Origin of the sequence: Pseudomonas sp. Y24-6 (assembly GCF_020295325.1) — a bacterium.
GTDB lineage: Bacteria > Pseudomonadota > Gammaproteobacteria > Pseudomonadales > Pseudomonadaceae > Aquipseudomonas > Aquipseudomonas gregormendelii.
The window spans coordinates 196,839-221,390 of the sequence record NZ_JACBXG010000008.1; the positions used below are offsets into that span (position 1 = coordinate 196,839).

The window sequence follows — 24,552 nt, forward strand, 5'->3', positions numbered from 1 at the left end:
ACCATGGCGCTTCGCCCGGATTGGCATGTTTCCTGTTGGCTATCGTCGTGGTCTCTGCGCCAACTGCGTCAAAAGCTCCGACTACCACACCATGCCTGGCGAGCTGCTGACGGAGCTGGCTCGAGTGCCCACCCATTGCGCTTTGGGATAATGGGTGAAGGGCCTTTAACGGACATTGCATTTAGGGTAATCGTATTGACTCACGGTATCGTAATCGTCGGCGGCGGCGCTGGCGGGTTGGCGTTGGCAACTCGCTTGGGTAATACCTTAGGTAAATCAAATCGGGCCCACGTTACGTTAGTGGATACCAACCTGACCCATATCTGGAAACCGCTGCTGCACGAAGTCGCCGTGGGTTCTCTCAATCCCTCGGTTGATGAGCTCAACTATGTTGCCCAGGCCAAATGGAATCACTTTCACTTTCAATACGGGAGAATGAGTGGGCTCAGTCGCGAAGACAAAAAGATTCGATTGGCGACCAGCAACGATGGCACTGGCGAACCCATTAGCGGTGAACGCGAAATTGGATACGACACGCTGGTATTGGCTGTAGGCAGTCAAAGTAATGACTTCGGTATCCAGGGAGTCCAGGAACATTGTCTTTTTCTGGACAGTCGGGTTCAGGCCGAAAGGCTCCACAGAGCACTTCTGAGTCGTTATTTGAGAGCCCACGCCTCCAACGACACGCAGCCTTTGTGCATTGCCGTCGTAGGCGCTGGTGCGACGGGTGTTGAGCTCTGTGCCGAGTTGCACCATGCCGTACGCCTGATGCAAGGTTATGGCATGCGACAGGCGTGCCCGGAGGGTTTGAGCATTACTCTGATCGAAGCCGGGCCGCGAACTTTACCGATTCTACCGGAGCGCATCAGCCAGGCTGTTCATCGCGAGTTGCAAAAGCTCGGTGTGGAAGTGTTGAGGAACTGTGCAGTCAGTAAAGTGACTGGAGAGGGGGTAATTATCAGCGGCGACGAGTTGATTCAGGCGGATGTCCGGATCTGGGCAGCGGGGATTCGGGCACCAGCCTTTCTGCAAGATATTGATGGTCTCGAAACCAACCGGATTAATCAATTGGCTGTCCAAAGTACCTTGCAGACAACACGCGATGAGTCAATTTTCGCAATGGGCGATTGTGCCGCTTGCCCCATCCCGAAGACTGAAGGTCGTACTGTGCCGCCTCGCGCGCAGGCAGCTCACCAGCAAGCGGAGTTTATGGCACGAAACATAGCCCTGCGCATTGAGGGCAAGTCCATGCGAGAGTTTCATTACAAAGACTACGGAACGCTGGTTTCTCTGGGTTCGTTCAGCGCTGTGGGTACCTTGAAGGGCAACCTTGCCGGCAGCCTGTTTATCGAAGGATTTCTGGCCAAGGCTTTTTACCTTTCCCTTTATCGCAGGCACCAGGCTTCGTTGTATGGTGTTCGCAAGGTGATCTTTATGATGATCGCGGATTTTTTGCTACGCAAAGTTCGGCCGCGTCTGCACTTGCATTGATCAAAAGTTGAAGGGGGAGCGACGGAGGCCATGATGGGCTATTCGCGCGTCGGCTCCCAATCGCTTTTACGTGCTTTACGCACACCGAACCTGAATTCGTAGCCTGCCGATAACAGTCCGTCGGGCCATCAAAAAGCCCTTTACGAAGGAGCACAGGCGCTGGATGATCTCAAACCAGCGGACGCATCAATCCGACCCTAAAAAAAATAAAAACAGGTGTCTCTATGCTTCTCGAGCATGCGTTGTTAACCGATGTCAGCGGCAAGCCGATACGCCAGCATCACAAAAATTTTTCAGTGAGACCTGTCACATAGCCCGTCTGCAATGTCATCTTCCAACGGTTTTCGCCAAGGTTGAGTGCATCGTTTCGGTCATAGTTACCGGTCGGCACGTACAGGTAGGGCGCAATGCCCCAGTAACGGTTTTTCGCCGGATCATTCACGAGCCACAGGGTGGACGCCAGAATCAAATCACCCACGCCACTGGTTCGTCCCAACGAGTCGTTATCGCGTGTTCCTTCCAGGCGACCGAAGGGCAACAGGAACTGCGTATTGATTGTGTAGTCACCCAACTGCTGGTAATGCGCGGCGCGCAGTATGCCGATATCCGAGTCGAGCCCCGCTTTGATTGCAACCTTGTGACCATCACTGTAAAGCGACCGCCGCTGCGCATGCTGCAGGTAAAGCAAACCGATATTGCTGCCGGCTGGAAGCGCAGCGGTGTATTCGCCGGCGTCCACATCGATGGCCTGGGCGTTGCCCGCCAGAATCGCCAGCACGAGGCCGGCACCGATCGTTGAAGTGTCACGTGCGCGTACTATGGGCCGAACGCGCGCAGGGGTACGTGTGGAGATTTCCATGAGTCACCTGTTTTGTTTTTGTTGTTTTTCAGAAAGGGGACAGTTTTCTTGCACCATCGCCTGGAGCCCCTGGCGGGCTCTCATGCGACCTGAATCGAATCAGTGACTGGCTCAGCTGGTCAGATAGTGGTAGGCCGCCGTTTCGAAATCCATATAACCGTTGACCGAAACGGGGTCTGCGAACGGCAATATCTGGGTGGCCCAAAAACCACCGATGCCGTTCTTGCGGTCGATCCAATAGAAAAGATTGGCCAATCCGGCCCACGCCAAAGAGCCCGCAGGGCGACCGGTGGGTGCGTCTTGTTCGTTGATCATGAAACTCATCGCCCACGACTTTGGCATGCCCGGGAAGAACTCCGCGGTGTTGGAAATGCTGGGGATGACGCCGGGAAGGGCTTTTATTTTCAGGTTTTCGAGACCGTTTTTTTCAGCGAAACGAATCGTTTCCGCCTTGAGAATCCGTCCGTGATCACCCTGTCCATCATTAAGCCAGGCACGGATAAACTGACAGTAATCCTTCACGGTCGAATACAGGCCATGGCCTCCCATGTGCACTTCGGGGTCCTGTGGGAGGATGAAATCCTCGAGTGCGGTCAGCGATCCATCCTCTCCGCGCTGGTGCATGCTGGCTCGCCGCTGGAGCATCGACGGGGTCATGGTAAAGGCGGTATCGGTCATGCCCAGTGGCTCGAAGATACGCTGCTGCATGACTTCACCCAGACGTTTGCCGGTAATGGCCTCGACCACCAGGCCGGCCCAATCCATGTTGGAGCCGTATTCCCACTGTTCACCAGGCTCAAACAGCAAGGGTGTTTTAAGCGCCGCCAACGACCCGCTGATGATGCTGGGTTGTCCTTGTTCCTGGACTAGTCTGTTGTAGTTTTCGTTGAAGAACTCATAACCCAGGCCTGCCGTATGAAGCAGAAGCATTCGGGTGGTGATGTGTTTTTTGGGGGAGCGAAGCCGAGGAATGCCGTCGGTATCAAACCCCTCGAGCACCTTCAGTTCGCCGATCATCGGCACATAGTCCCTGGCAGGCGCATCGAGATCCAGTCGGCCCTCCTCGCCCAACTGAAGCACCGCCGTGGCGGTTATCGCTTTAGTCGTGGAAAACATGGCGAAAACACTGTCGGTCGTCATTGCACGGGCTTGACCGAACGTCCGTTGACCTGATGCACCCTCATAGACCAGACCGTCGCGCCCGATTATTGCTGCGACTACGCCTGGGACGCGCTGCGGTCCAGCCGTGACGGCATCGAGCAAGTGGTTGAGTGATGATGTAAAACCTGGATTCATAATTTTTATTCTCCTTACACCCGACCCATAGTCCGCTCGGCTGGAGCTTATGGCGGGGTGTGCAGTGGCAGGACTGACAGGCCCGACGTGAAGCGATGAACATTGGGGCCAGTGGAGAGTAAGAAAATAAAATCAGAGCGTCTGTCGGCTGCCGGCAAAGGGTATCGGAATCAGGTACTTATTTAAGTGCCGCGGAGGTGGGCGATGCGTAAACGACTGCCGCCAAGTCTGAGAGCTGGCTGGTGAAATAGGCCCTGATGTAAGCGCGATGAGCCTTTTGGGCGCCAGAAGCTGTGACCGGTTGCAAGTACCGCAGCGCAAGGCTGGCCACTGGACAGCCTATCCGTTGGCCAACGTGGTCGGAACGGCCATCCTGGAGTATTTGCAGCATGGCCGGCCGCAGACCGCGGATCGACATCTATTCTTCCGTACCCTGGCCCCCAGACTGCCACTGCGCGCCAGCGCCATCTCGCAGAGCGCAGGACTCTATCTGCGTCAAACCGGGATCACGGTACGGCGGGCAGGCGCCCATACGCTCCGGCACACCTGCGTCCAGCGCCTCGTTGACGCAGAATTCTCGCTCAAGGCCATCGGCGACTATGTTGGGCATCGCTCCCCATCATCCACCGAAATCTACGCCAAGGTCGCCACCGAAGCTTTGCGTGAAGTCGCTCTTGGCGATGGGGAGGCGCTATGAATACCCCTTTGGTTCCTGTCGGCGCCTCGATGCATCAAGTGATCAATGCTTTCCTGGCCTACAAGCGCTCCCTCAATCGCAAGTACGATACGGAAGAAGCCGCCCTGCACCTGCTGGAGCGATTTCTGGCCACCTCCGGAATCGAGGATCTGGCGGCCGTGACCACCCAGGACATCGAGCGCTTCCTCGCATCCCGCCCGCGATCAAGGCCCCGTAGTTACAACCATCCGCTTGGCGTACTGCAGCGCTTCTTCGGCTGGCTGGTGATGCAGGAGCTGATGACAAAGACACCGGTGAGCGCTGGCCCGCGGCGGAACACCGGGCAACGCATCCCGTATATCTTCAATCTCGCCCAGGCACGTCGGCTGCTGGAAACGGCACGGCAGTTGCCCGATCGTCCCAAAGGCCGGCACCGCGGCTTGATTTATGAAACCGTGTTTGCGCTGCTTTACGGCCTGGGGCTGCGGGTTGGGGAAGTTGCTCGGCTCGAGGTCGGTGATGTGGACCTGTCCCGCGATGTGCTCATGATCCGGCAGACCAAGTTCGCAAAGGATCGCCTTGTGCCGTTTGGCCCGCACATGGCGGCGCGGTTACAGCGCTATCTCGCCGAGCATTTCGGCACCTCGCCTCCCGATGCAACCCAGCCCCTGTTCGGCTTCACTCAGGGACAGGCAGTGAATTCGGGCACCATCAGTCAGACCTTTCACGCACTGGTGCCGAAACTGGCGCTGGAAAGTCGGCCTGGCGTCGCTGCGCCAAGGCTCCATGACCTACGTCATTCCTTTGCCGTCGGCACCTTGTTGCGTTGGTATCGGGAAGGGATTGATCCCAACCGCCGACTGCTTCACCTGGCCACTTTCCTCGGGCATGTCGATCCGGCCTCGACCGCCGTATATCTGACGATCACGAGTGAACTTCTGGGCGAGGCCAGTGCACGGTTCAGGAACTACGCGCACCTGTCACCACCGGCCGGAGAGCAGCCATGAACGAGCTCGGTACGGTGGTCAGGTCCTTCTTCGAGGACCATCTGAAGGTGCAGAAAGGTCTGCGCCCCAGTTCGATCCGCAGCTATCGTGATGTCCTGAAACTGTTTCTCAAGCAGATTGCAGATCGGCGTCAATGTCCCATCACCCGCCTCAAGCTCACGGATCTGGTTGCCGACGCGGTGCTCGCTTTTCTCCGGAGCCTCGAGGCGCAGCGCGGCAACCAAGTGCGCACCCGCAATCAGCGGCTGGCCGCGCTACGCACCTTCTTTCGCTACCTTGCAAGTCGTGCACCGGAGATGCTGGCCGAGGCAGAACGGGTTGAGGCCATTCCCACCAAGCGCTGTCCGCCACCACCGACCTATTACCTCGAGCGTGACGAAGTTGATCAATTGCTCGCGGCGATTCCGACGACGGCCGCCGGTCTGCGCGATCGCGCCATCCTGACCTTGATGTACAACACCGGCGCCCGAGTGCAGGAAATTGCCGATTTGCGCGTCCAGGATATCGATCTCGATGGCCCTCATCGAGTGAGGCTCCACGGCAAGGGGGACAAGTGGCGCGCTTGTCCGATTTGGCCCGAGACCGCACAGTTGCTCAAGCAGCTCGAGTCGGTCCATGAAGGTAAACCCGACGCCCCATTGTTCTATTCTCGGCTTCACGCCCCCCTGACACGCTTTGGCCTGTACAAGCTCGTCAAACGGTACGCGGCGAATCTACCGCAAGCCTCACCCAATAGCGGCGAGGCTCGGCGCATCTCTCCGCATGTGTTCCGGCACTATCTACCCTTCCTGACTATGTCTTGTAATGTGAGCGCGTCGGCAGGCACGACGGGAACTTGCTGGTCCCGTCGTGTCGCGAGCCGGTCAATCACTCGACATAGTTTGCTGGTGCTACAGACTGTTGAGGAAATCCAAGAGCTGGTCACTGGGTTGATATCGGCCAGGTCTGCCGTGCAGCGGTGTCGTTTTCGCGAGCGCCTGTTCCTTCATGGCGAGCGATGCGTCGAGATATATCTGGGTAGTTTCGACGCTCTCATGTCCGAGCCACAACGCGATCACGGAGCGTTCCACGCCTGACTGGAGAAGGTCCATGGCCATGGTGTGTCTCAAGCGGTGAACAGTGACACGCTTTTGTTGCAACGAAGGGCAGACCCTGGAGGCCGTCATACGATGCTTGTTCAGCAGGTATTGCACGCCATGAACGCTGAGACGTTCACCTTTGGCGCTGGGAAACAACACCTGACCATCACCGCGTTGCCGCTCTCGCAGCCACGCTTTTAGGACGGCGAGTGTGGGTTTGGCAATTGGTGTGCAGCGTTCCTTGCGGCCCTTGCCGATCACCCGCACGTGAGCGCCGGCACCGAGGATGAGATCCTCGCGTTTGAGCGCGGTCATCTCGGATAAGCGCAGACCGGTTTGTACTGCCACCAGGAGAAAGGCGTGATCACGCCGGCCAGACCAGGTGCGCTGATCTGGAGCGACCAGCAAGGCGTCGACTTCGGGACGGGTTAGAAACGGGACCAAAGTCCGCGTGAAGCGCTTGCTGGGTATGGCGAGCACCCGCTGAATCTGTGCGGAGTTTGCTGGTGCCTCGAAGGCTGCGTAGCGAAAGAAGGAGTGGATCGCGGTGAGGCGCAGATTGCGGCTGCGAACGCTTATGCCCTGGCGCTTCTCCAGGTCGTCCAAGAACGCCACGATCAAGGGGGCGTCGATCTCCTCGAAACTCAGGCGTGACGGCAGCTTATGCAGTCGCTTCTGAATGAACTTCAGGAATTGACGGAACGTGTCGCGATAGGAACTTATGGTATGCGGACTGGCCTGGCGCTGCTGCATCAGGCGCTGGGTAAAGAAGCGTTCCAGCAGCGCAGCGAAGCTGGTGGGATTGATCATGGCCTGCCCTCCCAGCAACGCTCGAGCCGGCGCATTGCCTCGCGCATTAGCTCCGGGGAGCCGCTCAGGTACCACTGCGTATCTTCGACGTGCACATGGCCGAGATAGGCCGACAAGATTGGCAGGAGGCGCTCCGGGTCCTGGTCGGACCTATACCAGTGCACGAGTGTGTTGGTTGCGAATCGATGTCTCATATCATGCAGACGTGGTCCGTGATGGTCGGACGCGCCGCGCAGGCCGATCTGCCGAGACAACGCATAGAAAGTACGATGGATCTCTCCGCCATCCAAACGATTGCCCCAGCTGGAGACGAATAGGTAGGAGGACACCGGACGTTCCGCCCAATGGCGGTTGCGTCTGGCGATGTAATCGGCGAGCACTTTGCAGGTCGAGGCATGCAATGGCACGAGGCGATCTTTGCCGAACTTGGCGCCGCGGATGGTCAACACAGCTGCATTCAGATCGACATCTTGAAGCTCGAGGTTGCGTGCTTCGCCGAGGCGCAGGCCTGAGACGCTCAGTAGCCCAAATAGGCAGTAGAAGACCCAAGGCCTCAGCTCGCCGCGTTTGTAGCGGTATGGCATATCGAGAGCAGCACGCAGTAAGCGGTGGATCTCATCATCCGAGTACAGATACGGTCGCGCCCGCTTCGGTTGGAATGGCAACAAACCTTGCGGTGGAATCTGCGTTCGCGGATCGGTCGCGCTGCGATAGCGCGCAAAGCCGCGTACGAAGCTCAGCCGTTGTGCCCAGTGTGCCGGTTGTACGTTCGCAGGTTGTTGCGCCCAGGCGAGAGCCAATGCCTGGGTGATGTAGGACGCGCGGCGCTGCTGCATGAACGCGGCGAAATCGAGCAGATACTTGCCAGCCTCCCGGAGCTTGAATCCCAGATCCCGCCGCATACTCAGATACTCTTCAATGGCCTGCCGAAGTGTGTTCATTGCGCACCTCCCGGCCACGGCAAGGCAAGCGTACGCAATGCCACGATATCAATCTTGGTATAGATCTTCGTGGTCTGTAGATGGCGATGGCCCAACACGTCGCCGATCTCACCGAGCGAAGCGCCCTTGCGCAACATCTCAGTGGCTAGTCCATGGCGGAACTGATGCGTTCCAGTTGTTGGGGCATCAACGCCGGCGCGCTGGAGTGCATGCCGAACGATTGATCCAACGCCACTGGCACCTTGAAAGCCGCGGACCGGCGCTTTGGCGCGCAGAAATACGCAACGACTGGTGCTGTGCGGTCGCCCACGCTGCAGGTACGCGGCAATCGCCTTGCCGACTTCCGGAGGCAGGGGTAACCCGCCTCGATGGCCACTCTTGCCGCACACGGTCAATCGCCCCACGCGCCAGTCAATATCATCGAGTTTGAGAGACGCAACCTCACCCGAACGCAGACCCAGTCGTGCGAGCAGGAGCAAGATGGCGTAGTCGCGACGTCCAATCGCAGTGCGCCGATCAATGCTGGCCAGCAACTGACGGACTTGATCTGGCGCAATCGCGCGCGGGATCGACATCATCGACCAGTTGGGTACGATTGGCACGGCAGCTGCCAAGTCCACAGCCACGTCACCGCGATAGCGCGCGTAGCTCAGGAAAGAACGCAACGCACTCGTCATGAGCTTCGCTCGCCTCCGATGCAAGCGCGGCGCTTGGCACTGTACGAATCGCACGACATCGCCGGCACACAGGCGCGAGAGCATGACCGGCCCGTCGCCGAAACGGTGGCTGAGAAAATCGCGAATGAACGGCACGTAGTTGACGATCGTGGCCCTGGCCAACGCGCGCGCTTCGCGCAGGTACTGCTCGTATGCTTCTGCGCAGCGATCAATCGGGGTCAGCTGCTGTACGGCGATCTTCTCGGCGGGAACCACACCCTCACGCCGCAGAAAGTCAATGAAATGTCTGAGCGCGGCAAGGTCGCCAGGGCAAGACCGCAGATGTTGAGCGCGACATTGCAAATACCGCACCGGATGATCGGCGGTGACGCTTTGCAGTGCCACTCGTTCTTGTCCAAGCCATCGGCTAAAACACGCAGCGATCCGAACCTGCCGATGAACCGAACTCACGGCATATCCGAGGGTGTTCAACGCGTTGGCAAACGAGCCGATATAGGCCGCAAGCGGCCCTTCTGGCGTTCGCGAAAGAACCACTTGGCTGCTGATGACGGCGCTCATGATGGACTCCTTGCCCCACTTGGGGCTGATGGAAGGAGTCCAAGACTATGTCTGGCCCGGTCCACGTATCACTCAGGAATACGCGGCCGTCGATCAAATACAAGACATAGTCAGGGAGGGTAGATAGTGCCGGCTATTTCTCTCAAGACATAGTCGGCATACCGCAGCGATGCACCTGCTTGAGGCCGGAGTTGAAATCAACGTCATTCGGGCCTGGCTGGGTCACGTCGGTCTGGAAACGACGAACCGTTATGCTGAGATCAACATCCGGACCAAGGAGGCTGCCGTCGCTCTGTGCGCTCCACCCGATCAATCCTCGGCGGCATCCTCCCAAGAAGGCGCTTGGCACCGGGACGTCGACTTGCTGAAATGGCTCGATTCCCTTTGATTCTTATGTGCCCCTCGGCTCGAGCGCCACCCATCATTCCTGGGGCTGCCGAGCCAGTGCCACATAACGGCGAAGGGAACAAAAACCCGATAATCTGCGCAGCGGCGTCACCAAGACGCATCGCTACGAGCCGGACATCAACCCCAGCTACCGCGATCTGGCCGAGCATTATGGAGTCGCCGTGCTGCCCGCTCGCTCGCGTAAATCAAGAAAGAAACGTATGTTTTCCCAATTCACTGACTTTTCGCTATGCATTTTTGCATGTCAATTAGGCGTTTCTGCCAATTCTTATTGTAAAAAAGCCACCCTATACTCGCGATCAAGCTGGTTTACCCGCATCGTTTCCTAGCCAGTAAGCCACTACAAAAACAATATAGGGCGAACAGCATGAGTGCATGGGTTGACGTCGGCGTATACGCCGAACACAAGCAGTTGTGCAGCTACGCAATAACGGCACCCCTCACTGTGCTCCGCTGGCTCGTGCCACTGCTCATAACGCATTGGTACGACATCGACTTCCCACATCGCCCTCCCATCCCCGGACGTCCATTCGACCGGCAATGAGTCCTGCAACCGCATTCAGGTGACGCCCCCGCACGGGCGTCGCCCGAGTACTCGTCTGCCTCTGAAAAGGCGGAAACAACAACAAAAATCACACTCGGAGCCTCACTATGACGACTGACCATCCGAACCACGCCCATACCTGCGCACAGGTCAGGGCCAATCCCAAGTTCAAGCACCTCACCCGCCAGCGCGCGCTGCTGGCCTGGTCATTGAGCGGCGTGGTTCTGGCTATTTATTATAGTTTCATCATGGTGGTGGCTTTCGTCCCTGCCTGGCTGCACCTGCCGCTGTACGACGGCAGTCACCTCAGCCTCGGCATGCCGATCGGCGTGACAATTATCCTGCTGTCCTGGTTGCTTACCGCCTGGTACGCGGGGCCGACCACGGGTCAGCAACGACAATCCTTACTCGGAGTCGCTGTTTAGAACACTGAAATACTGCCCGCAATGNCGGGGCCGACCACGGGTCAGCAACGACAATCCTTACTCGGAGTCGCTGTTTAGAACACTGAAATACTGCCCGCAATGGCCGCAGAATGGTTTTGCCAGTTTGGACGCCGCACGAGCGTGGGTGAGGGACTTCATGCGTTGGTACAACCACGAGCACCGGCATAGCCGTATCCGGTTCGTCACACCGGCTGAGCGGCATCGAGGACTGGACCATCAGGTCTTAGCCCGGCGACATGAGCCGTACGAACGAGCCAAAGAGAAAAGGCCGGAACGGTGGTCGGGTCGAACGCGTAACTGGGAGCCGATCGGCACCGTGCTGTTGAACCCGGATCGAGAGCAACAGGTCGAGAAAAGAGCGGCATAGTTAGACGGTTGACGCGACAACTACCTTGAAATGGTTCGATAGAGGCTATTGGATATCAGCGTGTCTGAGTCCATCTGGAGAGCTTGTATTTGAGTAGATTTTTTTGTATGGGCGGCGTAGTTTACGTAAACGTCAATTTGCGCTGTAGCACCATAACCAATAAAAATAATCAAGGTTAGAGGGCTTCAAATGTCGTCAGAAATCGTGTTGGAAACGCGTGGCTTGACCAAAGAATTTCGCGGTTTCACTGCAGTGGATTCGGTCGATCTACGTGTGCAGACGGGACACATTCATGCACTGATCGGGCCCAACGGAGCCGGAAAAACGACCGTTTTCAACCTCCTCACCAAGTTTCTCCCGCCCACCCACGGTGAGATCCTCTACCGTGGCCAGTCGATCACCCGTTTGAAACCCAATGAAATTGCCCGCTTAGGTTTGGTGCGGTCATTTCAGATATCCGCAGTGTTTGGCCACATGAGTGTGGTGGAGAACGTCCGGGTGGCACTGCAGCGCAAGCTGGGTAACTCCTTTCACTTCTGGAAGTCCGAGCGCAGCCTCGATGGTCTTAATGAGCGGGCTTTACAGATGCTGGAGCAGGTCGGGCTGCTCGACTACGCCAATACCCTGACCATCGAGCTGCCTTACGGCCGTAAACGCGCACTAGAGTTGGCCACTACCCTGGCACTGGATCCGGAGGTGTTGCTGCTCGACGAGCCGACCCAAGGCATGGGCCACGAGGACGTCAACATGGTCATTGACCTAGTACGTCAGGCCGCCGTAGGGCGCACGGTATTGATGGTCGAGCATAACCTGGGAGTGGTCAGCGAGCTGTGCGACCGCATCACCGTGCTGGCACGGGGGGCGATTCTCGCCGAAGGAGACTATGCCAGCGTCTCCGCCAATCCGTTGGTGCGCGAGGCCTACCTTGGCAGTGAAGCTGTCAGCCTTGCAGGAGGGCACGCATGAACAGTCTGCACACTCCGGATTTCGAGCAGCTGCGGGTCAGCGACCTGCATGCTTTCTATGGCGAATCTCACATCTTGCACGGTATCGACCTGCAGGTACGGCGTGGCGAACTCATCACCTTGCTTGGACGCAACGGCTCCGGGCGATCCACCACGCTGCGCGCGATCATGAATATGGTGGGCCGACGCACTGGCTCGATCGTGGTCAATGGCAACGAGACCATCGGTCTCGCCGCGCACCTAGTCCCACGACTGGGTGTCGGCTACTGCCCGGAAGAGCGCGGTATTTTCGCCAGTCTCAATGTCGAGGAGAACCTGCTGCTGCCACCGATGGTGCGCAGCGACGGCATGAGCCTCGACGAAATCTACGAGATGTTTCCCAATCTCTATGAGCGGCGTTTCAGCCAGGGCACACGCCTGTCCGGTGGCGAACAGCAGATGCTGGCCATGGCGCGGGTCCTGCGCACGGGCGCCAATCTGTTACTGCTGGATGAAATCACCGAAGGCTTGGCCCCGGTGATTGTACAGAAGCTGGCCGAGGTACTGATCAAGCTCAAGAAGAAAGGCCTGACCATTGTGTTGGTGGAGCAGAATTTTCGCTTCGCAGCACCTTTGGCTGACCGTCATTACTTGATGGACCACGGTGAGATCGTAGAGGAAATCAGCGCCGCTGAGCTCGAGTCGAAACAAGAACTCCTGCAGAACTGTCTCGGCGTCTGAGATTCGCTTTATCCCTGCGACATGTATGTCGACGCGGCGTCAGACCCGCCGATATGGGGTCGTTTTGCCCGAAACAACAACAATAACTGTGAAGAGTGGGTGAACTAAATGAAGGTTTTTCAGAAGACTGCACGTGCAATTCTCGTCTCCAGCCTGCTCGTCAGCGCCGCCCAGGCTCAGATCAGCAATGACGAGATACGAATCGGTTATCTGGCCGATATGTCCGGAACTTACCGAGATCTTTCCGGCCCCGGCGGTCTGGAAGCGCTGAATATGGCCGTTGAGGACTTTGGCGGTCAGGTCAACGGCAAAAAAATCGTGGTCTTCAGTGCCGATGACCTGAATAAGCCGGATGTTGGTGCTAACACCGTGCGTCAATGGGTGGATGAGCGCAATGTCGACATGGTCACCGGCATGGTGGCTTCCTCGGTAGTGCTGGCGGCGAGCAAGGTGGTGGAGCAGGCCGGCAAACTGGCGTTGATTTCTGGCGCAGCGGCCTCCAGTCTGACCAATGAGTTTTGCTCACCCAATCACATTCACTGGACCTATGACTCCTACGCCTTGGCCAATGGAACCGCCAAGGCTGTGCTCGCGTCTGGCGGCAAGAGTTGGTTCATCCTGACAGCCGACTATGCCTTCGGCCATGCGATGGAAGCGGACATCACCAAGGTCGTCGAGGCCAATGGCGGCAAGGTGCTCGGCAAGGTTCGCCATCCATTTCCAACCAGCGACTTTTCCTCCTACATCTTGCAGGCTCAGGGATCAGGCGCAGAAGTGATTGCATTTGCCAACGCCGGTTCCGATACCGTCAATTCGCTAATGACTGCCAGTCAGTTTGGCGTCGCGCAATCCGGGCAGAAGCTAGCGGGCATGGTGGTGTTCCTTAACGACATACATGCCATGGGCTTAGCGGTGACTCAGGGGCTGATGTTGACCACTGGCTGGTACTGGGACATGAACGATGAGAGCCGCGCTTGGGCTCAGCGCTACTTCAAGCGCACTGGCAAGATGCCGGGCATGGTGCCGGCAGGCATCTACTCGGCAACCACTAATTATCTGAACGCCATCAAGGCCACTGGCAGCGATGATGCGCAGACGGTACGCGCACAGATGGTGGCGACTCCGGTCAATGACATATTCGCCAAGAACGGCAAGATCCGCGTTGATGGCCGGATGGTTCACGACATGTACCTCGCTCAGGTCAAAACTCCAGCGGAGTCGAAAGGCGAGTGGGATCTGTACAAAATCATTCGCACCATTCCGGGCGAGGAAGCCTACCGTCCTCTGGCTGAAAGCAAGTGCAAGCTGGTGACAAAAAACTGAACGGTTGTGACTCCAGCTATGACCCGGCTGTTGCCAGCCGGGTGTTACAGACTTCCAGCGGGTGGTAAATCATGACAGTCATATTCGGTATCCCCCTGAGCGTAATGTTAGGCCAGTTGCTCCTGGGGCTGATCAACGGGGCCTTCTATGCTTTGCTGAGCTTGGGCCTGGCGATCATCTTCGGGCTCCTGCGGATCATCAACTTCGCCCATGGCGCCCAGTACATGCTGGGTGCCTTCACAGCCGTGCTCGGGTTCAATTACCTGGGCGTGAATTACTGGGTGGCATTGGTGCTGGCGCCGTTGCTGGTGGGTGCACTTGGCATGCTCATTGAGCGCGGCCTGTTGCGGCGGATCGCCGGAGAGGATCATCTCTACGGTTTGCTGCTGACCTTTGGCCTGGCGCTGATCGTCGAGGGCTCATTCGTCAAGTTGTTCGGAGTGTCCGGTTCTTCCTACCCGATGCCGGAGCAGCTCAAGGGCGGCTACAACCTCGGTTTCATGTTCCTTCCCGCCTACCGCGCCTGGGTGATAGTCGCTGCGTTGGTCGTGTGTCTGGCCACCTGGTTCATGATCGAGCGTACACGTCTGGGCTCCTACCTGCGTGCCGGCACCGAGAATCCAAAGCTGATGCAGGCGTTTGGCATCAACGTCCCCCTATTGATCACCCTGACCTATGGCTATGGCGCGGCTCTGGCGGCGTTCGCTGGCGTGCTGGCCGCGCCGATCTACTCGGTGACGCCGACCATGGGAGCCAACCTCCTGATCGTGGTGTTTGCCGTGGTGGTGATCGGCGGCATGGGATCGATCATGGGGGCCATTGTCACCGGTCTGGCCATGGGACTGATCGAGGGGTTAACCAAGGTCTTTTATCCAGAGGCGGCCAACACCGTGGTGTTCTTGGTCATGGTGCTCGTGTTGTTGATTCGTCCTGCGGGACTGTTCGGAAAAGAGGCGTAAACATGATGAGTCTGGAAATCAAGCAAGGCGCTCAGATCCTGCAGCCGAATGCCGACCACGAGCGGCGTCAGGCCGCTGTACGACGCAAGCGTTGGTTTTATCTGACAGTGTTTATCGTAGCGCTGGCCGCGCCGTTGGCGATCTACCCGGTGTTCCTGATGAAGCTACTGTGCTTTGCACTGTTTGCATGCGCCTTCAACCTGTTGCTCGGCTACGCCGGTCTATTGTCCTTCGGTCATGCGGCCTTCCTCGCCAGCGGCGGCTATGTCACTGGCTATCTGCTCAGTCACTATAGCGGCCTAGGGACCGAATTGGGCATTCTCGCCGGAACCTTGGCATCCGCTGCCCTTGGCTTGTTGTTCGGCCTGCTAGCAATCCGGCGCCAGGGTATCTACTTCGCCATGATTACTCTCGCGTTGGCGCAGTTGGTGTTCTTCATCTACGTGCAGGCACCATTCACCGGTGGTGAGAACGGTATGCACGGCGTGCCCCGTGGCCAGTTGCTGGGTCTGTTCGATCTGAACAACAACATGACGATGTACTACTTCGTCCTTGCAGTATTTGTGTTCGGTTATGCGGTGATCCAGCGCACCATCCACTCGCCCTACGGGCAGGTGCTCAAGGCGATTCGTGAGAATGAGCCGCGGGCGATTTCCCTGGGTTACAACGTCGACGCGCACAAGTTGTTGGCCTTCGTCATCTCCGCCGCGCTGACCGGCCTGGCCGGATCAACCAAGACAGTCGTGTTCCAGTTGGCCTCTTTAACCGATGCCCATTGGCATATGTCGGGAGAGGTAATCTTGATGACGTTGCTTGGGGGAGTGGGAACCGTACTTGGCCCTTTCGTAGGGGCCGCGGTAGTGGTCACACTGCAGAGCTACTTGTCTAACGGACCACTGGGTGAATGGGTGCATGTAATCCTGGGCGCGATCTTCGTTATCTGCGTGTTGCTGTTCCGCGTCGGGATCGTGGGCTGGGTACTCAAGTTGGCGCGACGTAACTTCTAAAGCCAGTAAGCAGTTGTCCCTCCAGGCGCGGATCAAAATCCGCGTTGGGGGACTCTGTTGGCCTGATTTAGCCGTTCGAGTCGTTAGTGGGTTGTTTGCGACGCGTGGGAAAACAAAACAAAAACAGGTCGGTTCCACCGACCACCACCCAGGGTATTGCTTTGCAGCGGCCTGTTCCGGGATCGCATTACCCACCTATGAGAGGAGAGCCTTATGTACCTACATCGTTCTGCGCCATTCTGCACTTTGTCGGGTCTTGCTGCTGCTATGTGCGTCTCGGCGCCGGCCTCGGCTGACTTTATCAGCGACAGCAAAGCCAATCTGGACACGCGTAATTTCTACATGAATCGCGACTTCCGTCAGAACGGTGCTGTGCAGTCCAAGGCCGAGGAATGGGCTCAGGGTTTTATATTACGCGTTGAATCGGGTTACACCGACGGCCCGATCGGCGTGGGCGTCGATGCGATAGGCCTGCTCGGCGTCAAGCTCGATTCCAGCCCTGACCGAGTCGGCACCGGCATCCTCAAGAGTGATCGTGAAGCCCCACGACGGGCCCAGGACGAGTACGGCGAAGCGGGATTCACTGCCAAGCTGCGCGCGTCCAAGAGCACCCTTAAACTGGGTACGCTGCAGCCGGTGGTGCCAGCGCTGATGCGTAATGACAGTCGTCTGCTGCCACAGACCTTCCGCGGTGCCTGGCTCAATAGCAACGAGGTGAAAGACCTGACACTCGATCTGGGGCGCATCGATCGGGTCAACCAGCGCGACTCCTCGGATAACGAAGACATGACCGTGTTCAACGGCGGCAGACGCAACATTGTGCTGGGCAACGTCAAGGCCAGTGACGAGTTCCTGTTCGGCGGCGGCAGTTACAAATGGACACCTCAACTATCCACCAGTTACTACTACGGTGGTCTTGACGGCATCTACAAGCAGCACTTGGTTAACTTGGTGCACCAGTTGCCACTGGGTGAGGGGCAGAGCTTCAAGACCGACCTGCGTTTCGCGCGCTCCACCGATGACGGCGGCAGCAATGTCGATAACGATGCCTTTGGCGCGCTATTCACCTATCGCCTCGGCGCCAATGGCTTCACCGCCGGCTATCAGCGTCTGAGTGGCGACACCGGCTTCGCTTACGTAGCGGGTGCCGACAACGCGCTGATCAACCTGGTGCAGATCAACGATTTCGGTAACCAGGACGAGCACTCCTGGCAATTGCGATATGACTTTGACTTCGCCGCCCTCGGCGTGTCGGGGCTGAGTTTTATGACCCGCTACCTGTCCGGCGATAACGTCGACCGTGGTGCAGGGCTGAGCGAGGGTAAGACCTGGGAGCGCAACACCGACATCGCCTATGTGTTCCAGGACGGGCCGCTGAAGAACCTTGGCCTGCGCCTGCGCAACGCCACCACCCGAAGTAACATCGGTAGCGATCTGGACGAGAACCGTTTTATTGTCAGCTACAGTTTGCCAATCTGGTAAGCGCGACCCTCATCAGGATTACGGCCGCAACAAGCGGCCGCAATCTTCAATTATTTATATGAATTAAAAGTTCACTGTGGAGCGAACACTATCATTGTATTCGTGGAGGTACAGCGATGTCCGTCAGCCACTCAGAAATTCGCCCACTCAGGCCTACACAAGAGGTCATTCTTGAAGCTGCCTGTGAGTTAATGGCCTCCCACGGCTTCGGCGGAATGTCCATACGTGCGCTTGCGCAGCAAGTTGGTATACACCCGGGTAGTATTTATAATTATTTCAGTTGCAAGTAGGATATTTGTAAGCGCCCCATAAACCACACATGGCAAAAAACCGATGTGTGCATTTAGCGCGAGATAGTCGGGGTGCAGCTCCACGGCAGCAAGGCTTCGAAGTCTTCAATCGAAGCCGCCAGCGGCAAGCGCTCCAGTACGTGGCGCAGCCACGTATAGGGCTCCTGGCCGTGGCGCCCTTGGGCGTATCGCTGAACAACCAGTTCTTGCGATTATGCCAAGCTTGGCATAATCGTAAAAATTACCTGTTTGTCGGTTCCAATGCCGGCGGAGAACGAGCGGCTGCGATTTACAGCCTGGTGGGTTCGGCCAAACTCAATGACCTGAACCCGCAAGCCTATTTGACACACGTGCTGGAGCGCATTGCCGAACACCCGATCAATCGGGTCGACGAACTGCTGCCCTGGAACGTTTCTCTCACCCCCACGGAACTCTGCGAGGCCGCCTGATCCATGGTCAAAACTGTTCGTTTGCCAAAACCCGAGCCTGACCTGTTGCTACTGCACATTGAATTGAAGTGGATCGAACCTGCCATCTGGCGCCGCGTGGCCGTGCCCGAGAACATCACTTTGGGCAAATTGCACACGGTGATCCAGTTCGCGATGGGCTGGGAGGGCGGGCATCTGCACGAGTTTGAAATTGCCGGTGAGAATTACGGCACTCCCGACCTCGAGGGGTGGGGCCCACCCGTTAACCCGGAGGCCCGCAAGACCCTGATCAAAGCGTTATATGGGAAAAAGACGTTTCGCTACCTCTATGACTTTGGCGACAGCTGGGATCACCGGATCGAAGTCGAAAAAGTGCTGCCTGCTATTGCCTGTCCCCAGGTGCCGTATTGCGTCGACGGTGCCAATGCTTGTCCACCGGAAGACGTGGGTGGTGAGCCGGGTTGAATTGCGCAAGGGTTGTCCCTGTGAGCTATAGGCACAGCCCTGAAAGAGTTTTCGCAAGACAGCCCCAAGACCATTCAATCCATGAAAGCTGGGTGGTCTTGGGTTTCTAAATCAGGTGGTTTGAAGGTTTTCGCAAAACCGATCGACTGCATTTATCGACTGATGCTGCCTGTCGCCATCGACAGTATTGGGTCGTTCCCTGCTGATCAAATCCGATGAAATCGGTGGTCTGCGACCCGTTTCTGGTCCAACCGGAGTTAGGTTCGCTGTCGTTCATGCGGTGCTCTACTGCGTTCCAGTCGTACAATTGGAAAAGTCCACTCACCGAAGGACCCTTCCGTGTGGACGACCACACCCGAATTTTCCATGGCGATTACTCGGTGGAAACCGGTAGCAACGCTCAATACCGGATACTGAGGCTGTTCGCAGACTGAGGATACACATAGAGGTAGAAAATTTTTCGAACTCAAAATTTCCCTTTATTTTCAATAACAAAGATAAAAGTTCGATTCCGGCTTCGGGCACCACATATATCAAGGGCTTGCATGAGATACTTCATGCAAGCCTTTTTTGTTGCGCCTCCATAAACCTTTGCCTTTTGCATGAGGGTCGATGGTCCAGACCGGGCGAAGCGTATCCGCTACTTGGCTTTCCAGCTGCCACCGCCGCTCTCGCAGTCGATCTTCGATTGCCGCAGATTCTCGGCTCCGTAATAGAAGGTGCTGATTTTCGCATTGTCAGGGATGTTAATGGACTGGCTGTCCTTGTCCTTGCTGGTTGATTGCGGGTTGGCCAGGGATTCCTGGGTGAGGGTTGCAAGGCAGGTGGCCTGGTAGTGATCGCCACACTGCTGGACCTTCTTCTTGGTGCTGGTCAGCATTTCCCGGCTTTCATTGCTGCAGGACCAGTCTATGGCATCTACCGGCATGCCTTCGTATTCATAACAGGTGTGGGATTCGACCACCGGCACGGAAGGGCTCTGTGATCTTGTGGTGACGTCGCATCCTTGGGCTACCACCATGCCTGGGCTCAGGCAGGCGAGCAAAAGCAGGAGTTTACTGTTCATCGGGATTTCCTCTCCGAAGCGCCCCAGGGTCAATTCGGGGGCATATGGAGTTTGAAAAGCGCTGAACGGCCTCGTTCCATTGGATTGGGCGCCCACTGAATCCCGGGCAAAAAAATGACCCGCATGCGGGCGGGCCAAGGGGATTCATCAAAGGAGTGAATCCACTGTAGGGCACTCGATGTGAAAGGGACGTGAAAAGAGTTTCGCAAGGCCTTGTGGTTAAAAAGAGGTCATTTCAATCAGACAAGGACGCATCCGGTGACGGTGGCGTCGCCGTTAATGCGTCCTGAATCAGAACAGCGCTTGCATCGGGGCGTCCTGTGCTTACTACCTGAAGCGCGGCAGCGGCCTGTCAACCGGTTGCAGTGAGGACAGGGTGTTGCGGATGAGCGGCGTGTCTTTTTCAATGTCATTGAGCCGATCGCGGATTCGCAGGGCAGTTGGGTGCCCGCCTTGATGATCGACCCAGTCGGCAATTTCCTTGCACGCAGCCGCCAGTCGCGCCTGGCGTGAATCAAGCAGGGTAAGCAGGGTGGTGATGGACTCTTTTTCGGACATGACACACCTCCGTTCAAGAAACCTGGTAAATGGCAGCAAACAACCCGCAAGGTGCGAGCAGGCTGTCGATGGGTAAGCCGCTCCGTCAGCGCTTCAAGTATAGACCCGTACTTCAGCCCTGTCGGACCGTCACACGGGACCTGTCATTGAGACGCTGACATTCACGGCGCGCGTCTTCTTCCAAATCGAATCCGTCGCCGATGAAGCCGCGGGTGCGGGTGTCTGTCACCCTGTACCAGACCGAGGCATCGGGTGGCGCATGGCTGACTTCACCGGCTCGGCGTCCGTGGATGATGATCTTGTTGCACCGCTTGACGACGAATATGTCTTCCATGGCTCCACCGCTGCAGATTCTTGTTCACATCAACTATAGAAGCCATTTGCAATCGTGCAAAAAATCCGCAGGGCCAAAGCTCTATGGGTCCGGCACATTCGGTGCCAGCCACATGCCCTGCTAGCCCTTCGAGGGTCATCGCATGTCGGCGATCTGCGTCGTTTCGACCATTTTCTCCAGGAACATGGCCAGTCCGACTTCCTCGGCTCGCAGCCCCTTGCGGGTTCTGGGCTTTGGCAGCTCAGCTAGCGCGCCCAACAGAAAATGCTCCAGCACCGCCGGATGGATGTAGCACTTACGGCACACCGCCGGGGTATTGCCCAGTTGTTTGGCGACATTTTTCACCATTTCAACCACGTGGCGCTTGGCGTCTGATTCCGGCTCCCAGTGCAATTCGCGTAACACCGACAACGCCAGCGCGCTGCCGGCCCAGGTGCGGTAATCCTTGGCGGTGAAGTCGGCGCCGGTGAGCGTTTGCAGATAGGCGTTTACGTCTGAAGAACTCACCGTGCGGCGCTCACCGTTTTCGTCCAGATACTGGAACAGGTTCTGTCCGGGTATCTCCAGGCAGCGCTTGATTATTCGCGCCAGGCGCCGGTCCTTGACGGTGATCTGATGCTCTACGCCGCTCTTGCCGCGGAACTGGAACAGGATCGCACTGCCATTGACTTCAACATGGCGGCTGCGCAGGGTCGTCAGGCCGTAGGAGCGGTTGTCCCGGGCGTATTGAGCGTTACCGACGCGGATCAGTGTCGCGTCAAGCAAGGTGATTACGGTGGCCATGACCTTGTCACGGCTGAAGCCGGGAGCCTCGAGCAATGCTTCAAGTTGCTTGCGTAACTTGGGCAAAGCCAGGCCGAAATCTCTGAGGCGTGAGTATTTGTCGGCGTCGCGTACTTCACGCCAGCGCGCATGATAACGATACTGCTTGCGACCCCGTGCATCACGTCCGGTGGCCTGCAGATGGCCGCGTGGATCGGCGCAGATCCACACGTCGGTGTAGGCCGGCGGCACCGCGAGGGCATTGATGCGTTTGACCTCGTCCGGATCGGTGATGTGCTGGCCGGTCGAGTCGAAGTAGCAGAACTTGCCGCGTAGTTTCCGGCGGGTGATTCCAGGTTGCGTGTCATCGACATAGTGCAGATCGGGAGGCAACGCAACGGGCAGATCGGTATCGGGCATGGCGGTAGTCCTGGCTTGCAATCAATTGGCCGTTACAGCGATTGACCGCACGCAATCGCAGTGGTGCCGGCGAATTTAAGCCAGCACCGCCACCGCCTTGATCTGCGCCCACAATTGCTGGCCGGGATGCACACCCAACTGGTCCCGGGAGTAACGCGTGATGCGCGCCAGCAGCGGCGTGCCACCGGCTTCCAGGCGTATCAAAACGTGAGCGGCATTGTCCGCGGGCATTTCACTGATCACCGTGACGGGCAGGCGATTGAGAATGCTGCTGTGCTCGGCGGCGTGCAGGCTCAGGCTGACATCTCGTGCCTGCACCTTGCACCGCAGCGCCTGGCCCAGGGTCATTGGCGAGTGCGCTACGCGAATGTTCATGTCGCAGGCGGGCAGTTGCAGCGTCAGCAACTGGTAGTGGGCATCGTAAGCGACAACCAGGCCCTCGATCACCACGCCTGCTTCGTCTCCCAACGCGAGCGGCAGGTCGAGACGCGCCAGGGTGGCGCCGATCGGTCCGCTGGCCAGGGCCTTGCCATCGCTTAGCAGAACAATATGATCGGCCAGGCGCGACACTTCATCCTGTGAGTGGCTGACGTACAGGACGGGGATTTCCAGTTCGTCGTGCAGGCGCTGCAGGTACGGCAGGATCTCGTTCTTGCGCTGACTGTCGAGCGCCGCGAGTGGCTCGTCCATCAAAAGCAGCCGGGGACTGGTGAGCAATGCGCGGGCTATGCCGATGCGCTGGCGCTCGCCGCCCGACAGGTTCTGCGGATGTCGATCAAGCAGATGGCCAATGCCCAGCAGCTCGGTCGCGTGCGTCATGTCGACCCGCCGCTGGGAGGCGGGAATGCGCTTGAGGCCGAACTGCAGATTGGCCAGCACCGACAGATGCGGAAACAGGCTCGCTTCCTGGAACACATAGCCCAGGGCGCGCTTGTGTGCTGGCACGAAAACCCCCTTCGCGCTGTCTTGCCAGACTTCATCATTGATCTGGATAAAAGCCTGACCAGCCTTCTCCAGCCCGGCGATGCACCGCAGGCAGGTGGTCTTCCCGGAGCCGGAATGTCCGTACAGCGCCGTCACGCCACGGCCGGGCAATTGCAGATCGACGTCCAGGGCAAACCCCGGATAGTCCAGTTTCAAGCGCATATCAATCATCGATCAGCTCCAGCCCGCGCGGGTCTTGCGGCTGGAGTAGAGCGCCAGCAACACGGCAAACGAAAAGACCAGCATCGCCCCGGCCAGCCAATGGGCCTGGGCGTATTCCATCGCTTCGACATGGTCGTAGATTTGTACCGAGACCACCCGGGTTTTGTCCGGGATGTTGCCGCCGATCATCAGTACGACTCCGAACTCGCCGACCGTATGGGCAAAGCCGAGAATGGCTGCCGTGATGAAACCGGGACGTGCCAGGGGCAGGATCACGCTGAAAAAAGTGTCCCAGGGATTGGCCCGCAGCGTCGCAGCCACTTCCAGTGGCCGCGTACCGATAGCGGCAAAAGCATTTTGCAGGGGTTGCACCACGAATGGCATGGAATAGAGCACCGAGCCAATCACCAGGCCGGCAAAACTGAAGGTCAGGGTGCCGAGCCCGAGTGATTGGGTGAGCTGGCCGACGACACCGTGGGGGCCCAGCGCGATCAACAGGTAAAAACCAATCACCGTAGGGGGCAAGACCAGGGGCAGGGCGACGATCGCCCCGACCGGACCGCGTAGCCAGGAGGTGGTACGCGACAGCCACAACGCGATCGGAGTGCCGATCACCAACAGGATGACCGTCGTCAGCGACGCCAGTTTCAGGGTCAGCCAGATGGCAGCAAAGTCGGCACTGGTCAGGCTCATTTAAAGTTGATAACCGTAGGATTTGATAACGGCAGCGGCTTTCGGCCCCTTGAGGTAGTCAACCAGCGCCTTGGCGGCTGGATTGTCCTTGCCCTTGTTGAGGATCACCGCGTCCTGCTTGATCGGGTCATGCATGTCCGCCGGAACGATCCAGGCCGAGCCGCCGGACACTTTGCCGTCTTTGTAAACCTGCGACAAGGCGACGAAACCGAGCTCGGCGTTGCCGGTGGACACAAATTGGTAAGCCTGGGTGATGTTCTGGCCTTCGACGATCCTGGCTTTGACTTGATCGGTCAGGCCCAGCCGGGCCAGCACTTGGGTAGCCGCCAGCCCGTACGGCGCAGCTTTCGGGTTGGCGATGGCCAGATGCTGATACTGGTTATCGCTAAGGACTTTGCCCTGGCTGTCGACGTATCCGCCCTTGGCCGACCAAAGCGCCAGGGTGCCAATGGCGTAGGTGAAACGTGAGCCCTTGACGGTATCGCCCTCGTTTTCAAGCTTCTGCGGCGTGCTGTCATCGGCTGACAGGAACACTTCGAAGGGCGCGCCATTCTTTATCTGGGCGTAGAACTGGCCGGTGGCGCCGTAGGCAGCTATCAGCTTGTGACCGGTGTCTTTCTCGAAATCGGCAGCGATCGCCTGGAGGGGGGCGGTGAAATTGGCCGCGACCGCGACCTGGACTTCGTCGGCCTGGGCCGATCCAGCCGTGCAGACAGCCAGCAGGCTCATAAGGGCAGCAGGGGCAAAACGTGAGGCGCGAGGGGTCATGAACGGC

The 24,552-nt window shown here is 57.9% G+C and carries 24 protein-coding genes and 5 pseudogenes; 16 read left to right on the forward strand and 13 right to left on the reverse strand.

The genetic code is table 11. The annotated features are described in order from the left end of the window. Positions 1 to 195: 195 nt before the first annotated feature. Positions 196 to 1,491, forward strand: coding sequence for an NAD(P)/FAD-dependent oxidoreductase (locus tag HYI44_RS17115; protein ID WP_225570018.1), 1,296 nt, complete (start codon positions 196 to 198; stop codon positions 1,489 to 1,491). Positions 1,492 to 1,771: 280 nt separating this feature from the next. On the opposite strand, the gene HYI44_RS17120 is transcribed toward HYI44_RS17115, so the two are convergent. Beyond that, the gene (locus HYI44_RS17120) at positions 1,772 to 2,350 is read right to left on the reverse strand and encodes a transporter (protein ID WP_225570019.1); all 579 of its coding nucleotides are present in this window, start codon (positions 2,348 to 2,350) and stop codon (positions 1,772 to 1,774) included. Positions 2,351 to 2,461: 111 nt separating this feature from the next. Further along, a complete protein-coding gene (locus HYI44_RS17125; RefSeq protein ID WP_225570020.1) occupies positions 2,462 to 3,646 on the reverse strand; it encodes a serine hydrolase domain-containing protein in 1,185 nt (394 codons plus the stop codon). Between the two features lie 268 nt (positions 3,647 to 3,914). Between HYI44_RS17125 and HYI44_RS17130 the strand changes: the two genes are divergently transcribed. From HYI44_RS17130 to HYI44_RS17140, 3 genes and pseudogenes are all read left to right on the forward strand, one after another. Further along, positions 3,915 to 4,343 carry a tyrosine-type recombinase/integrase gene (locus HYI44_RS17130; RefSeq protein WP_225570021.1) on the forward strand — a complete coding sequence of 143 codons (429 nt, stop codon included), beginning with the start codon at positions 3,915 to 3,917 and terminating at the stop codon, positions 4,341 to 4,343. Beyond that, entirely contained in the window at positions 4,340 to 5,329 is a 990-nt protein-coding gene (locus tag HYI44_RS17135; RefSeq protein ID WP_225570022.1) for a tyrosine-type recombinase/integrase, read from the forward strand. The genes HYI44_RS17130 and HYI44_RS17135 overlap by 4 nt, the downstream gene beginning before the upstream one ends. Then, positions 5,326 to 6,099: pseudogene (locus HYI44_RS17140) on the forward strand (tyrosine-type recombinase/integrase); the annotation flags it as partial. The gene HYI44_RS17135 and the pseudogene HYI44_RS17140, both read left to right, overlap by 4 nt. A gap of 120 nt (positions 6,100 to 6,219) precedes the next feature. Here the strand turns inward: HYI44_RS17140 and HYI44_RS17145 are convergent. Genes HYI44_RS17145 through HYI44_RS17155 form a run of 3 tightly spaced genes read right to left on the reverse strand, consistent with a single transcriptional unit; the run spans position 6,220 to position 9,394 of the window. Beyond that, a complete protein-coding gene (locus tag HYI44_RS17145) occupies positions 6,220 to 7,218 on the reverse strand; it encodes a site-specific integrase (protein ID WP_225570023.1) in 999 nt (332 codons plus the stop codon). Then, a complete protein-coding gene (locus HYI44_RS17150; RefSeq protein WP_225570024.1) occupies positions 7,215 to 8,159 on the reverse strand; it encodes a tyrosine-type recombinase/integrase in 945 nt (314 codons plus the stop codon). Before HYI44_RS17150 ends, HYI44_RS17145 begins: the two co-directional genes overlap by 4 nt. Beyond that, the gene (locus HYI44_RS17155) at positions 8,156 to 9,394 is read right to left on the reverse strand and encodes a site-specific integrase (protein ID WP_225570025.1); all 1,239 of its coding nucleotides are present in this window, start codon (positions 9,392 to 9,394) and stop codon (positions 8,156 to 8,158) included. The genes HYI44_RS17150 and HYI44_RS17155 overlap by 4 nt, the downstream gene beginning before the upstream one ends. Positions 9,395 to 9,563: 169 nt before the next feature. Here HYI44_RS17155 and HYI44_RS17160 point away from each other — a divergent pair, with 169 nt between their 5' ends. The 10 genes and pseudogenes from HYI44_RS17160 (at position 9,564) to HYI44_RS29650 (ending at position 17,905) form a co-directional block, all read left to right on the forward strand. After that, positions 9,564 to 9,782, forward strand: a complete 219-nt coding sequence (locus HYI44_RS17160; RefSeq protein WP_225570026.1) for a hypothetical protein — start codon at positions 9,564 to 9,566, stop codon at positions 9,780 to 9,782. 671 nt (positions 9,783 to 10,453) lie between these two features. Continuing rightward, positions 10,454 to 10,771 (forward strand): DUF485 domain-containing protein, encoded by a 318-nt coding sequence (locus tag HYI44_RS17165; RefSeq protein WP_225570027.1) that lies wholly within the window; start codon positions 10,454 to 10,456, stop codon positions 10,769 to 10,771. 25 nt (positions 10,772 to 10,796) lie between these two features. Further along, a pseudogene (locus tag HYI44_RS17170) lies at positions 10,797 to 11,159 on the forward strand (integrase core domain-containing protein); the annotation flags it as partial. Between the two features lie 189 nt (positions 11,160 to 11,348). Next, the gene (locus tag HYI44_RS17175; protein WP_225570028.1) at positions 11,349 to 12,125 is read left to right on the forward strand and encodes an ABC transporter ATP-binding protein; all 777 of its coding nucleotides are present in this window, start codon (positions 11,349 to 11,351) and stop codon (positions 12,123 to 12,125) included. Then, positions 12,122 to 12,844 (forward strand): ABC transporter ATP-binding protein, encoded by a 723-nt coding sequence (locus HYI44_RS17180; protein ID WP_225570029.1) that lies wholly within the window; start codon positions 12,122 to 12,124, stop codon positions 12,842 to 12,844. The genes HYI44_RS17175 and HYI44_RS17180 overlap by 4 nt, the downstream gene beginning before the upstream one ends. A 108-nt stretch (positions 12,845 to 12,952) precedes the next feature. Continuing rightward, complete coding sequence (locus tag HYI44_RS17185) at positions 12,953 to 14,167, forward strand: ABC transporter substrate-binding protein (RefSeq protein WP_225570030.1); 1,215 nt, start codon at positions 12,953 to 12,955, stop codon at positions 14,165 to 14,167. A 71-nt stretch (positions 14,168 to 14,238) separates the two neighbouring features. Continuing rightward, a complete protein-coding gene (locus HYI44_RS17190; protein WP_225570031.1) occupies positions 14,239 to 15,126 on the forward strand; it encodes a branched-chain amino acid ABC transporter permease in 888 nt (295 codons plus the stop codon). Between the two features lie 5 nt (positions 15,127 to 15,131). After that, entirely contained in the window at positions 15,132 to 16,133 is a 1,002-nt protein-coding gene (locus tag HYI44_RS17195) for a branched-chain amino acid ABC transporter permease (protein ID WP_412548497.1), read from the forward strand. A 267-nt stretch (positions 16,134 to 16,400) separates the two neighbouring features. Continuing rightward, entirely contained in the window at positions 16,401 to 17,615 is a 1,215-nt protein-coding gene (locus HYI44_RS17200; protein ID WP_412548498.1) for an OprD family porin, read from the forward strand. A gap of 116 nt (positions 17,616 to 17,731) precedes the next feature. After that, positions 17,732 to 17,905, forward strand: a complete 174-nt coding sequence (locus HYI44_RS29650; RefSeq protein WP_225570034.1) for a TetR/AcrR family transcriptional regulator — start codon at positions 17,732 to 17,734, stop codon at positions 17,903 to 17,905. A gap of 53 nt (positions 17,906 to 17,958) precedes the next feature. Here the strand turns inward: HYI44_RS29650 and HYI44_RS17210 are convergent. Beyond that, a pseudogene (locus HYI44_RS17210) lies at positions 17,959 to 18,116 on the reverse strand (transposase domain-containing protein); the annotation flags it as partial. A 22-nt stretch (positions 18,117 to 18,138) separates the two neighbouring features. Here HYI44_RS17210 and HYI44_RS17215 point away from each other — a divergent pair. Beyond that, a pseudogene (locus HYI44_RS17215) lies at positions 18,139 to 18,354 on the forward strand (transposase domain-containing protein); the annotation flags it as partial. 3 nt (positions 18,355 to 18,357) lie between these two features. After that, a pseudogene (locus tag HYI44_RS17220) lies at positions 18,358 to 18,795 on the forward strand (plasmid pRiA4b ORF-3 family protein); the annotation flags it as partial. Between the two features lie 643 nt (positions 18,796 to 19,438). Here HYI44_RS17220 and HYI44_RS17225 read toward each other — a convergent pair. The 7 genes from HYI44_RS17225 to modA form a co-directional block, all read right to left on the reverse strand. Beyond that, a complete protein-coding gene (locus HYI44_RS17225; protein ID WP_122840616.1) occupies positions 19,439 to 19,864 on the reverse strand; it encodes a hypothetical protein in 426 nt (141 codons plus the stop codon). A 327-nt stretch (positions 19,865 to 20,191) separates the two neighbouring features. Then, positions 20,192 to 20,422: a hypothetical protein gene (locus tag HYI44_RS17230; RefSeq protein WP_046038414.1), complete on the reverse strand. Its 231-nt coding sequence runs from the start codon at positions 20,420 to 20,422 to the stop codon at positions 20,192 to 20,194. Between the two features lie 112 nt (positions 20,423 to 20,534). Further along, entirely contained in the window at positions 20,535 to 20,756 is a 222-nt protein-coding gene (locus HYI44_RS17235) for a hypothetical protein (RefSeq protein ID WP_045058297.1), read from the reverse strand. A 135-nt stretch (positions 20,757 to 20,891) separates the two neighbouring features. Next, positions 20,892 to 21,938, reverse strand: coding sequence for a DNA topoisomerase IB (locus HYI44_RS17240; RefSeq protein ID WP_225570035.1), 1,047 nt, complete (start codon positions 21,936 to 21,938; stop codon positions 20,892 to 20,894). 75 nt (positions 21,939 to 22,013) lie between these two features. Beyond that, on the reverse strand, positions 22,014 to 23,093 hold the full coding sequence (gene modC / locus HYI44_RS17245; protein WP_225570036.1) for a molybdenum ABC transporter ATP-binding protein: 1,080 nt from the start codon (positions 23,091 to 23,093) through the stop codon (positions 22,014 to 22,016). A gap of 3 nt (positions 23,094 to 23,096) precedes the next feature. Next, positions 23,097 to 23,777 carry a molybdate ABC transporter permease subunit gene (gene modB, locus HYI44_RS17250; protein ID WP_122840612.1) on the reverse strand — a complete coding sequence of 227 codons (681 nt, stop codon included), beginning with the start codon at positions 23,775 to 23,777 and terminating at the stop codon, positions 23,097 to 23,099. After that, a complete protein-coding gene (modA, locus tag HYI44_RS17255) occupies positions 23,778 to 24,545 on the reverse strand; it encodes a molybdate ABC transporter substrate-binding protein (protein ID WP_225570037.1) in 768 nt (255 codons plus the stop codon). Positions 24,546 to 24,552: the final 7 nt, after the last annotated feature.

Excerpts from the sequence above, each read along its gene's own strand:
- HYI44_RS17175 (WP_225570028.1), top strand. The coding sequence starts at position 11,349 with ATGTCGTCAGAAATCGTGTTGGAAACGCGTGGCTTGACCAAAGAATTT.
- HYI44_RS17230 (WP_046038414.1), bottom strand. The coding sequence starts at position 20,422 with ATGTCCGAAAAAGAGTCCATCACCACCCTGCTTACCCTGCTTGATTCA.
- modB (WP_122840612.1), bottom strand. The coding sequence starts at position 23,777 with ATGAGCCTGACCAGTGCCGACTTTGCTGCCATCTGGCTGACCCTGAAA.
- HYI44_RS17130 (WP_225570021.1), top strand. The coding sequence starts at position 3,915 with ATGAGCCTTTTGGGCGCCAGAAGCTGTGACCGGTTGCAAGTACCGCAG.
- modA (WP_225570037.1), bottom strand. The coding sequence starts at position 24,545 with ATGACCCCTCGCGCCTCACGTTTTGCCCCTGCTGCCCTTATGAGCCTG.
- HYI44_RS17145 (WP_225570023.1), bottom strand. The coding sequence starts at position 7,218 with ATGATCAATCCCACCAGCTTCGCTGCGCTGCTGGAACGCTTCTTTACC.
- HYI44_RS17185 (WP_225570030.1), top strand. The coding sequence starts at position 12,953 with ATGAAGGTTTTTCAGAAGACTGCACGTGCAATTCTCGTCTCCAGCCTG.
- HYI44_RS17200 (WP_412548498.1), top strand. The coding sequence starts at position 16,401 with ATGTGCGTCTCGGCGCCGGCCTCGGCTGACTTTATCAGCGACAGCAAA.
- HYI44_RS17120 (WP_225570019.1), bottom strand. The coding sequence starts at position 2,350 with ATGGAAATCTCCACACGTACCCCTGCGCGCGTTCGGCCCATAGTACGC.
- HYI44_RS17235 (WP_045058297.1), bottom strand. The coding sequence starts at position 20,756 with ATGGAAGACATATTCGTCGTCAAGCGGTGCAACAAGATCATCATCCAC.
- HYI44_RS29650 (WP_225570034.1), top strand. The coding sequence starts at position 17,732 with ATGTCCGTCAGCCACTCAGAAATTCGCCCACTCAGGCCTACACAAGAG.
- HYI44_RS17240 (WP_225570035.1), bottom strand. The coding sequence starts at position 21,938 with ATGCCCGATACCGATCTGCCCGTTGCGTTGCCTCCCGATCTGCACTAT.
- HYI44_RS17135 (WP_225570022.1), top strand. The coding sequence starts at position 4,340 with ATGAATACCCCTTTGGTTCCTGTCGGCGCCTCGATGCATCAAGTGATC.
- HYI44_RS17155 (WP_225570025.1), bottom strand. The coding sequence starts at position 9,394 with ATGAGCGCCGTCATCAGCAGCCAAGTGGTTCTTTCGCGAACGCCAGAA.
- HYI44_RS17150 (WP_225570024.1), bottom strand. The coding sequence starts at position 8,159 with ATGAACACACTTCGGCAGGCCATTGAAGAGTATCTGAGTATGCGGCGG.
- HYI44_RS17125 (WP_225570020.1), bottom strand. The coding sequence starts at position 3,646 with ATGAATCCAGGTTTTACATCATCACTCAACCACTTGCTCGATGCCGTC.
- HYI44_RS17180 (WP_225570029.1), top strand. The coding sequence starts at position 12,122 with ATGAACAGTCTGCACACTCCGGATTTCGAGCAGCTGCGGGTCAGCGAC.
- HYI44_RS17160 (WP_225570026.1), top strand. The coding sequence starts at position 9,564 with ATGCACCTGCTTGAGGCCGGAGTTGAAATCAACGTCATTCGGGCCTGG.
- HYI44_RS17225 (WP_122840616.1), bottom strand. The coding sequence starts at position 19,864 with ATGAACAGTAAACTCCTGCTTTTGCTCGCCTGCCTGAGCCCAGGCATG.
- HYI44_RS17195 (WP_412548497.1), top strand. The coding sequence starts at position 15,132 with ATGAGTCTGGAAATCAAGCAAGGCGCTCAGATCCTGCAGCCGAATGCC.
- modC (WP_225570036.1), bottom strand. The coding sequence starts at position 23,093 with ATGATTGATATGCGCTTGAAACTGGACTATCCGGGGTTTGCCCTGGAC.
- HYI44_RS17165 (WP_225570027.1), top strand. The coding sequence starts at position 10,454 with ATGACGACTGACCATCCGAACCACGCCCATACCTGCGCACAGGTCAGG.
- HYI44_RS17190 (WP_225570031.1), top strand. The coding sequence starts at position 14,239 with ATGACAGTCATATTCGGTATCCCCCTGAGCGTAATGTTAGGCCAGTTG.